This window comes from Candidatus Zixiibacteriota bacterium, assembly GCA_020853795.1.
In the GTDB taxonomy this organism is placed as follows: Bacteria; Zixibacteria; MSB-5A5; order CAIYYT01; family CAIYYT01; genus JADJGC01.
Genome location: JADYYF010000004.1, coordinates 36,847 through 46,943 on the forward strand (window position 1 = coordinate 36,847; position 10,097 = coordinate 46,943).

The window sequence follows — 10,097 nt, forward strand, 5'->3', positions numbered from 1 at the left end:
CAAGAAACAAAATGATTAGGAGAAAGATCTCGACATGAGAACTCATTCAAAAAAAGTTGTGATCTTCGCTAGTCTGCTTTTCACGCTCCTGCTGGGAGTCAGCGGCACCGCGATCGCCGACGACAATGGCGCCTTCCCGGTATTCCGTACGGGTGTCAGTGCCCGCGCTTTGGCCATGGGCAACGCCTATACGGCGGTTGCCGATGATGCCTCGGCCGGTTACTGGAATCCGGCTGGGCTGACCTCGGTGGAGAAGTTTAGCCTGACGGCGATGTTATCCGACAACATGCGGCTCGATCGGCAGTACATGTACGCCGCTCTGGCCTACAACTTTGGGACAGCCGGTTGGGCCGGCTTCTCGTGGGTCAACCTCGGGATGGATGAAATCCCGGGTGCTGACGTCAGCGGCCCCTCGGGTTCGACCTACAACGTCGACGACCACGGGTTCCTGTTCAGCTATGGTAACAAGCTGAATAACCTCGCGGTCGGCGCGACGTTCAAGGTGGCCTATCAGAAGATCGCCGACTACTCGAATACCGGCGTCGGTTTCGACGCAGGTGCGAAGTATATGGTGAGCGACAACGTCTTTTTGGCGATGAGCGCTCGCGATCTGGGCACCAAGGTTGGCCGGGATGCCGTGCCGGTGACGTTCCGTGTGGGCGTTGCGGCGATGGCGTTCGGCGGTTTCACCGTGGCTGGCGACATCCAGAAGGTGCAGCACCGTGACGATGTCACCCTGTATCTCGGTTCCGAATACGATTATCAGTTCGCTGATAACTATTTCGGCGCGATCCGGGGCGGCGTCTCCGATGGTAATTTCTCCATCGGCGCGGGACTGACCGTAGCGAAGCGTTATTCGATTGACTATGCGTATGTGACCGAAACCGAGACTTTCCTCGGCGAAAATCACCGCATTTCCTTGTCTTTCGCGCTCTAAGATCGATTCCATCGATCAGACTCATACGCCCCTGCTGCACAAGCGGCAGGGGCGTTAAGTTTTGGGGGCCGTGACGCCGACAATTCACCTTGCCTGCCGTGCCGGTCGATGATTATGATGAAGGCGACGTCAACGGAAGGTGGATGCAGAGATGAAAGAATACCACGATATCATCGGTTGTGAAATTCCGGAAGAACTGCCGTTGTTGCCCTTGATCTCGGCCGCGATCTTTCCCTCGGCCGTAGTCTCACTGCAGGTGCGCATCCCCCGCTCGATTGCGCTGCTCGAACTTGACGGCGACGAGAATGAGATCATCGCCACCGCCATCACCAAGAAGGGCGTCACGATCGCCGAGAAACTCGAGGACGTGCACGATATCGGCGTCGCCGTGCGCATCGTCTCGAAAGTCAAAATTCCCAATGATACCTATCAGCTGGTCATTCAGGGACTGCGCCGGATCAGACTGAACAAGCTGACGCAGCTTGACCCGTTTCTGCGAGCCAAGATCACTTGCCTGCCGCAGGACGAGCAGGAAGTTAGCGAGGCAGTCCGCAAACAGCAGGCAGAGGCGCTGGCGCTGTTCCAGCAGATGACGATGCTCGACAATCGCTATCCGCGCGAAATGGTGCAAATCATGCGAGTAAATGCCGAGGATGCCGGCCGCATGGCGGATCTGCTTTCCAGCTACCTGGCGTTCGGTCTGGGCGAGAAGCAGTACCTGGTCTCCGCCGTCGAGCTGGGCGAGCGCTACAATCGCCTGATCAAGCTCATGACCGCCGAACTGCAGCGACTGCAAGTGTCCCTGGAGGTCGAAGGGCAGGTCAAGGTCGACGTCGAGAAATCACAGCGCGAGTACTACCTCCGCCAACAATTGGCCGCCATCAAGAAGGCGCTGGGGGACGACGGCGATACTGACACCCAAGTGATCGAACTGCGCAATCGCATAGCCGTTGCCGGTCTGCCGGAGCATGCCCGCAAGGCGGCGGACCGCGAACTGCAGAGATTGGCCGAAGTCAATGCGATGTCGCCGGAATACAACGTGATCCATACATACCTCGACTGGGTTGTCGATCTGCCCTGGAGCAAGTCGTCCACCGACAATTTGAACATCACGACGGCGCGCTCGATTCTCGAGGATGACCATTATGGCCTCGAAAAGGTGAAAGAGCGCATTCTTGAGTTTCTGGCGACGCGTCATCGCCGCGAAGATCCCCATGGGCCAATCCTCTGCTTCGCCGGTCCGCCCGGGGTCGGCAAGACTTCGCTCGGCCGGTCGATTGCACGGGCGCTCAACCGGAAGTTTGTTCGCATCTCGGTGGGCGGTATGCGCGATGAGGCGGAAATCCGCGGCCATCGCCGCACCTACATCGGCGCACTGCCGGGCAAGATTATCCAGGAAATGCGCAACTGCGGGGTCAATAATCCGCTATTCATGATCGACGAGATCGACAAGATGGGTTCCGACTTTCGTGGCGACCCCTCATCAGCAATGTTGGAGGTTCTCGATCCCGAGCAGAATGACACTTTTCGCGACCTCTACCTTGATTTGCCCTTCGATCTCAGCAAGGTCTTTTTCATCACGACGGCCAATATGATCGACATGATCCCGGGGCCGCTGCGCGACCGCATGGAAGTGATTGAAATCACCGGCTACACCATGATGGAGAAGGTGCAGATCGCGCGGAAGTATCTGATCACCCGCCAGATGAAAGCCACCGGCCTGCGTGAAGGCGAATTCGAAATGACCGATGCCGCGCTGCAAGCAGTGATTAGCGGCTACACTTATGAAGCCGGTGTGCGCAATCTCGAGCGCAACATCTCTTCGCTCTGCCGCAAGAGCATCGTGCGAATTCTCGAGGGCAAGGCGACCAAGCTTGTAATCGACTCGCCGCAGGTCGAGGAGTTTCTCGGCCCGGCGCTGATTATTCCCGACGTCGCCAACCGCCAGCCCGAGGTCGGCGTTGTCACCGGCCTGGCCTGGACGCCGATCGGCGGGGACATTTTGTTCATCGAGACGCTGCGGATGAAGGGCACCGGCAAGGTGATGGTCACCGGCCAGCTTGGCGAGGTGATGGAGGAATCAGTCGAGGCGGCGTATTCCTATGTGCGCTCGCGCGCGCCGGAATTGGGAATTGAGCCGACGATGTTCGAGCAGTCCGACGTTCACATTCACTTTCCCGAGGGCGCGATTCCCAAAGACGGCCCTTCCGCCGGTGTCGCGGTGACCGTGGCGCTGATCTCACTGTTCACGGAGCAGCCGGTATACCACACAGTTGCAATGACCGGCGAGGTGACACTGCAGGGCAAAGTGCTCCCGATCGGGGGCCTCAAGGAGAAAACTCTGGCGGCCTTTCGCGCCGGAATCAAGAAAGTGCTGTTCCCGGTCGGCAATGTGAAAGATCTGGTGGAAGTGCCAAAGGAAGTAATCGCCGGACTCGAGTTGGTGCCGATCGAGACGGTGGATGACGCTCTCGAGCACTCGATGGCAAAGATCATCTTGCCCTCGACCGATGCCGTGATCGCGATCGAGAACATGAAAAACGAACGCGGGCAGTAGGCGGTCACACTTTCCGCGACCGACTGATAACCGCGCCCAACAACGCTAGAGTCGATAGCGAATCCGAAACACGCCGCGCAGGTGCGAATTGGTGTCCTCGCCGGCGAACTTCTCGCTGGGCTTGAAGATTCCCAACTCAAAGCGATAGTCGATGTTCTCGTGCAGTCGCGCCGATCCGTAGAAATCGAATTCGGTTCCGACCGACTTGGTGTCTTCGTCGAAATTGGTCGCTGATTGGAACTCCTTGTTCGAGCGAAACAGGTGTGCGTCAAAACCAATTTGGACCTCGTCGCTCGGGAAGTAGCCGATGCGGCCGTAGAAGTCATTGAACCCCACCGGCGGTTGCTCTGTGAAGTAATCGACTAAGCCGCGGAAGGGATGCGGCGAATAGAGCTGATTGGTCCAGACGTTCCAATCGTTGTCATTGAAGTCATCATCGCCCGAGGTGATGTCAATCCCACCGCCCACCATCAGGGGCCGCTCGTAGTTCATGAAGTACGCGCCGAAGTCGGCCTGGATTAGGTAGGCGGACAGGTCGAGCTCGTTGGCGTCGCCGGGCGCTATGCGCGCCTTGCCGGTCTGAAAGGCGCCGTTGCCTTCCAGCACATACTTGGTGCCGTTGCCGAAAACCTGGTTAAAGTAGACGCCGGGAGTGTAGAGGTGCAAGCGCCGGTGGTCGCCGACCCAGTTGTTCATGCGATCGTAGTAAATGAACGGCATCAAGCCATACTTTGGCAGGTGCAGGTTGACGCCCATGAAATCGTGATCGTCATCTTCAAACGAATCATTCTCGTCGATTTTGAACGCCAGAAATTCCCCGGTGATGCCGCGCTCGGTCATCTTTGTCGCGGCGGCTTCCTCGCGGCGTAGGCGATGATAGGTAATAATCCCGCCATAGTCGCCGTGGCCGTACTGAGCCGACAGGGTCGGATCATTCTGGCGGAAGACCTCGACATCGCCGAGATAAAACGCGGCGCCGTCGAAGGCGCGCCCCTCGTACCAGTTGTCGTCGCCGATGATGCGCTCGTTGCCGACGACATAGCGCATGCGCCCGATATTCCCGCCGAAGTTCTTGAAGAGGCAATCATCGACAGTCATCGTTGCCTGCAGGAGCTGGATCCCCGAACCGGAGGATGAGCCGCCGAGCGTACGCCAATCGGAGAGTTCGATGCGAGCGCGTTCTTTCTCACCCGGGCGCAGATTGAATAGCATCCGCGTGCGCAGATCATGATCGGTATAGGGCAAGTTGTCCGTAAGGTCGTTGATATAACTGAGTCCATAGCGCAAGTCGGCGGCAACGTTGAGCTTGTCGGTGATGGGCACTTCCCCCCGAAGCTGCAGTGCGGCAGCCAATCCAAGCAACAGAACGAAAAGAAGCGATAGAGTAGACTTCATGATTTCTCCTCCCGCGATGAACGCGACCATTAATGCAGAATCTCTGCGCGCGTTTTTTCCAACTGACAGGTTAGTTACAGACGCAAGCAAAGATAGTCGACTAAAATTGTCAACTAAAACAACAGGCGAAGTCGAGGGAGAAATCGCGGCGGCGATTCACTAAATGCGCACCGGCGCGCTGCGGTCAGGCAGCGCGCCGGTCTCTCGGGAGGTTAATATGAAAAGAAAACGGAATCTTAGAACGCGCGGCTCGGCGCTTCCAGCACGACACCCATCTTCTCAACGAATGAGGGGTACTTGCGCAGCAATTCCTTGCGCAGCCGCAGACGAGCGCGATGGAGGTACCAGCGTACAGTGGCCTCCGGCATGCCGAGGATCTCGGATACTTCCTCGATCTCGTGGCCATCGATGTCGCGCAGGACAAACGCCGCCTTCTGCTTGTCGTTGAGCGCGTCAGCCGCCTGCAGAATACACTCCTTGATATTCTTGCGATACAGGCTCATATCGGGCGTGTCGGCGTGAGTCTCAATCGAATCCGAATAGTTCTCAATTGTCTCATGCCGATGCTTCTTTTGTTTGCGGATATAATCGATCGCGGCATTGACCGTGATCCGATACAGCCAGGTTGAGAACTTCTTGGTGGTGTCGAAGCGGTCGAGATTGCGGGCCGTCTTAACGAATACCATCTGCGAAATGTCCTTGGCTTCGTCATAGTCGCCGACCATGCGGTAGGCGATGCCAGCGACCTGGTTCTTGTACTTCTTCATCAGCTTGCCGAAAGCGGCCTGCTCGCCGCCCTGGATCCGCTTGATCAGAGCGACCGTCTCGGCTTCGCTCTGATCCGCCGGGTCGAGCGACTCGGCGGCGACGGAATCATCCAGTTCGAGTTCGTCCGGCTCGGCGATGTAGTCTTTGTTCTTCTTTATCTTCATTGCGTTAACCTCGGATTCGTGTACGTGTCCATCGTAGACCGTCAAACACGATCTTTTATATACCTTGTAACGGAATCATAGCGGGGAGGTTCCAACTTTGAAACAAAATATCGCTACGAAAACGGCGTTGATCTTATTTGCTATTTTCTATAATCTACTGCCTAAATCCCCTTTGGCAATCGCTTATTTGCAACTACTGCAGACTCGCCACATGAATACTAAAACACGACCACAACGATCATGTTTCTTTATTGGAAGCGAGAAACGCAAAAGTAGGCTCGGGCTAAGGCAGCTAAGTTATTGGTAGATTTAGAAGTTACCAGCGTAGGTAATGATGAAGCCCATCGGGTTCACTGCCACACCATCCCGGATCACTTCGTAATGGACGTGAGGACCGGTGGAGTATCCGGTGTTGCCCATTAACGCGATAAGCTGACCGCGAGCGATGTACTGACCTACTCGCGCCCGATATTCGGAAAGATGTCCGTAGACCGTCTTATAGCCATTTCCGTGGTCAATCACTACGGTTTTGCCGAGGCCGTTGGTATACTCGACTCTCTCGACTGTACCGTTGGCGGTGGCAACGACATGCGTTCCAATTTGGTTGGAGATGTCGAGGCCCGAATGAAGTTTGATCTGACCGGTGAAAGGATCACGTTTCTGGCCGTAGCCGCGCATCAGGTAGCCCTGTGCCGGCATGATTGACGGTGTATGGTCAAGATCAGATTTCTTTCTCTGCAGGGCTTCGTATACGAAATTGAACTGGTCCTTTTCGAAGTTGGTGAGGGCGACCAGGCGGTCGACTTCGGCTTCCGTCTGGTAAGCGCTGGAGCGGCTCGGAGCCAACTCCTCTTCAATCGGCAAGATGTTCGGTCCCCCGATACCCAGTTCCCGCTGTTGCGGGTCGATTTCGGGTAGTTCGAATATGGTACGGATTGCCTTTTCCTTCTCGGTCAGTGAGGCGATTTCCGACTGCAGCATCTCGATCGATTCGTTAATGCCGACCAGCTTGGCGCTGAGGAATTCGTTTTCCTTCTGCAGTGACTCAACCTTATGTGCCTCAATACGATTCGAGAAGAATCCGTAGGAGAGGAGCATGGTCAAAATCGAGTAAGTGAAGATCGCGCTGGCGGCAATAACGATTACCGTGCGCGATAATGAGAATTGCCTAACTTGCCCCGAATCTGGAACTATGAAAACCGATAGCTTTTTCTTCATCCCTAAAGAACTTCCCACACGTCGTGCTTCCAGCCCGTAGTAGACCCCCAGAAATTTCCGCCGAAGATAGGCCGGTTCAACACGGTTGTCAAGTTTTTTTCGGTCTGAACTCTCTACCCATTTCATCGGGTTTCAAACCGAAAAATTGAGAGAAAAATTCAACGACTGAACTTATACGGGGAGGCGCTCTGGTGGTTCCCGATCAGCAAAGCCCCGGCTTCTATTTAATGACCTGCCATTCGTGACGGAGAATCTTGTTGACGACCTTAACAAACTTGTCGCCGCTAAGGGTCTGCAGGGAATAGAGATGCCAGCAGGTTTTCTTCGGGATTTTGTACGCCGATTTACGCTTTTTCGCCATGGTGTTATCCTCCACCGTGCTCGTTCGATGGTTGCTGTGTTTCGGCTGCCACCCGTGTCATTCTTTAGTCCCATCCCGGCCTGAGGGCTTCTTGTGCAAAATTAGTGCCGTAACTGTTGAGGTTCCGAACTGAAACGCCGCCAACTCGCTTGTGCTGTGTAGTAACGAGTTACGGCGGGGCCGGAGTGTGGTCGTCTAGACACCGATCAAGAAAAATGTGGGGTTGTCACCCATAGATTGCGGGAAAGTTGCATCAAGCGTATCACACGCAAGTAGAAGTGGTTTAAGCGAGAGCGCTCGTTGATCGCAGAGTCGACGACTCTTTAAGCCGTTAAGCCGTTGCGTGAACGTGCACGTCTAAGAAGCGGAGGCGACCATAAAACCTTTTGGTTTTGCCCATGTTCGCGGCTATCTTTCCGGCCGGCTTGAAACACAATGTTACTGAAGGCGTATCTAAGAGTTAGGTTGAACTGGTGCAGGAACCGGACGAACTGCTGATCGGCAAGGCACTTGCCGGCGACCAGACCGCCTATAAGACCCTCCTGAACCGTCACCAACGGGCGATTTTCCAGATTATCCTGAAAATCGTGCGGAATCGTGACGAGACGGAAGACTTGGTTCAGGAGACCTTCATGCGGGCGTTTCATTCGCTGGGAACCTATCGGTCGGAGTTCCGATTCTCGACCTGGCTGTACAAGATCGCGGCCAACTGCGCCATCGATGCGATCCGGAAGAAGAAAATTGAGGCTTTAAGTCTCGATAAGCCGGTAGAAACGCACGACGGCACCGTCGAAATCGACCTTCCCGACACCTCGTACAACCCGGAAGAGACGCTGTGGGAGAAGCAGCGGCAGATCTCGATCCAGGAAGCGATTGACTCGCTGCCGGATAAGTATCGGGAGGTGATTCTCTACCGCCATCGTGACGATCAATCGTACGAGGAAATCGCGCAAATCCTCAAGTTGCCGGTCGGCACGGTGAAAGCCCGGATTTTCCGGGCGCGCGAGCTTCTGAAGAAGAAGCTCAAGGGTGTCCGCTGAATTGGAGGGAATGAAAATGTGTTCGCGCTTGCAGACCACGATGTTCCTGCTGCTGACCGGGTTGCTCATGACGACGGCGGCAAGTGCCAAAGAGTATCGGTTTGAAGACTCCCGCGAGTACCCGGTACAGGCAGGTTTCAAACTGACGGTCACCAATACTTCGGGTAATCTCACCATCACCAAGACCTCCGGTGACAAAGTTATCGTGCACATCACCAAGATTCTGGACGCCTCTTCGCGCGAGGAAGCAGAAGAGCGGGAAGACTTGATAGAGGTTGACATCGACGCCGCCGACAACCGGATCGACATTGACACACGTTACTCGCAGCGAGGGCGGGGCTTCTTCGAGCAGTTGTTCGGCATCGGCTCCACCTCTTCCCGACAGGTCAATTATGAGATTGAAGTGCCCACGACGGTTGACCTACGGGCGACGTCGACCTCGGGTGACATCGAGATCAACGCCGTCGAGGGTGTGTTCGAGGTGAGCGCAACTTCAGGTAATGTACGGATTGTCGGAGTCACCGGTGATTGTGACGTCGAAACTACCTCTGGCGATTTGATGCTGCAGGAAGTCCGGGGCAACGTTGAAGTGAAGGCAACCTCATCGAACGCGCGCTGTGAGAATATCACCGGCAACATCAACCTGCAGGCAACCTCCGGCGACACGGAGATCCTCTGGCTGACCGGCACGCTGTCCATCACCAAGACCTCCGGAATCGTCCGGGCCGAGAAGTGTTCGGGGGATATCGAGGTGAAGGCGACTTCCGGGGACATCACGGTCGATCAGCGTGAAGGCGGTCTGCAGATTTCGACGACCTCCGGCAATGTTGAGGTGTTATCGGAGTTCGCCAAGGGGCGCCGTTATGAGATCGAAACAATCTCGGGGGATATTCGGGTCAAAGCGCCGGCCGAAGTGAAGGGAGACGTCCGGATTGAGACCCTGTCGGGCTCAATCGACACCGATCTGGCGCTGGAAGTGCGGTCGGTCAATCGTAAGAAGATCGAAGGAAAACTCGGAGGTGGCGGCATTCCGATCGACCTGAGCTCCACCTCCGGCGATATCGTGCTCGAGGAATTCTAACCGGATTACTGAAGATGCTTCGCCGAGCTTGCTATATCACGATCATTGCCTTAGTGGCGCTGGCAGCGTTGATTCCGCCGGCAGTGCAGGCGCAGCGCGAGCGGCCGGACTATCGCGGCAAGGTCTTCTATGAGATTCAAATCGACGATCGGGGCATCATCCTCACCGATTCGGCAGGTAATGAAACCATGGTCCCGGCCGGTGCCAGTGACGAATACGGCGACCTGCCGGGGACACCCGTGCCGCCGCTGCCGCTGGGTGAAGACTTCAACCCGGACGACTATAACGTGCAGATCACGAGCATCCGGAAAGTGGGGTCGTCCGTCACGGTGGAGGAGGATGAGCACGTGATGGGGGAGGTCGTTGCCATCGGCGGAAACGTCACGATCAAAGGACTGGTGGATGGCTCCGTGACGACAACCGGCACGGTCCGCATCACGCGCACCGGAATCGTTCTCGGGAATGTGATCGGCAAAGAGGTGATCGAGGAACCGGGCGCCCGGGTTTTGGGCCAGGTCACCGAGCAGCCGATGGCGGAAATCCCGTGGCCCAGAGTCTACCAGTCGAACCAGTCAT

The 10,097-nt window shown here is 56.0% G+C and carries 9 protein-coding genes; 5 read left to right on the plus strand and 4 right to left on the minus strand.

Annotation, left to right across the window (positions count from 1 at the left end):
- Nucleotides 1-34: 34 nt before the first annotated feature.
- Nucleotides 35-937, plus strand: coding sequence for a PorV/PorQ family protein (locus IT585_00420; protein ID MCC6961695.1), 903 nt, complete (start codon nucleotides 35-37; stop codon nucleotides 935-937).
- 151 nt (nucleotides 938-1,088) lie between these two features.
- A complete protein-coding gene (gene lon, locus IT585_00425; GenBank protein ID MCC6961696.1) occupies nucleotides 1,089-3,494 on the plus strand; it encodes an endopeptidase La in 2,406 nt (801 codons plus the stop codon).
- 45 nt (nucleotides 3,495-3,539) lie between these two features.
- Here lon and IT585_00430 read toward each other — a convergent pair whose 3' ends face one another.
- The 4 genes from IT585_00430 to IT585_00445 all read right to left on the minus strand — a co-directional run bounded on the left by IT585_00430 (nucleotide 3,540) and on the right by IT585_00445 (nucleotide 7,400).
- Nucleotides 3,540-4,889, minus strand: a complete 1,350-nt coding sequence (locus IT585_00430) for a hypothetical protein (GenBank protein MCC6961697.1) — start codon at nucleotides 4,887-4,889, stop codon at nucleotides 3,540-3,542.
- A 236-nt stretch (nucleotides 4,890-5,125) separates the two neighbouring features.
- Entirely contained in the window at nucleotides 5,126-5,821 is a 696-nt protein-coding gene (locus IT585_00435; protein ID MCC6961698.1) for a sigma-70 family RNA polymerase sigma factor, read from the minus strand.
- A gap of 309 nt (nucleotides 5,822-6,130) precedes the next feature.
- Nucleotides 6,131-7,039, minus strand: coding sequence for a M23 family metallopeptidase (locus IT585_00440; protein MCC6961699.1), 909 nt, complete (start codon nucleotides 7,037-7,039; stop codon nucleotides 6,131-6,133).
- Nucleotides 7,040-7,259: 220 nt separating this feature from the next.
- Entirely contained in the window at nucleotides 7,260-7,400 is a 141-nt protein-coding gene (locus tag IT585_00445; protein ID MCC6961700.1) for a hypothetical protein, read from the minus strand.
- Between the two features lie 470 nt (nucleotides 7,401-7,870).
- On the opposite strand from IT585_00445, the gene IT585_00450 reads away from it, so the two are divergent.
- The 3 genes from IT585_00450 to IT585_00460 all read left to right on the plus strand — a co-directional run.
- On the plus strand, nucleotides 7,871-8,440 hold the full coding sequence (locus tag IT585_00450; protein MCC6961701.1) for a sigma-70 family RNA polymerase sigma factor: 570 nt from the start codon (nucleotides 7,871-7,873) through the stop codon (nucleotides 8,438-8,440).
- 16 nt (nucleotides 8,441-8,456) lie between these two features.
- A complete protein-coding gene (locus IT585_00455) occupies nucleotides 8,457-9,521 on the plus strand; it encodes a DUF4097 family beta strand repeat protein (protein MCC6961702.1) in 1,065 nt (354 codons plus the stop codon).
- Nucleotides 9,522-9,535: 14 nt separating this feature from the next.
- On the plus strand, nucleotides 9,536-10,097 hold a 562-nt coding region (locus tag IT585_00460; protein ID MCC6961703.1), incomplete at its 3' end, for a polymer-forming cytoskeletal protein.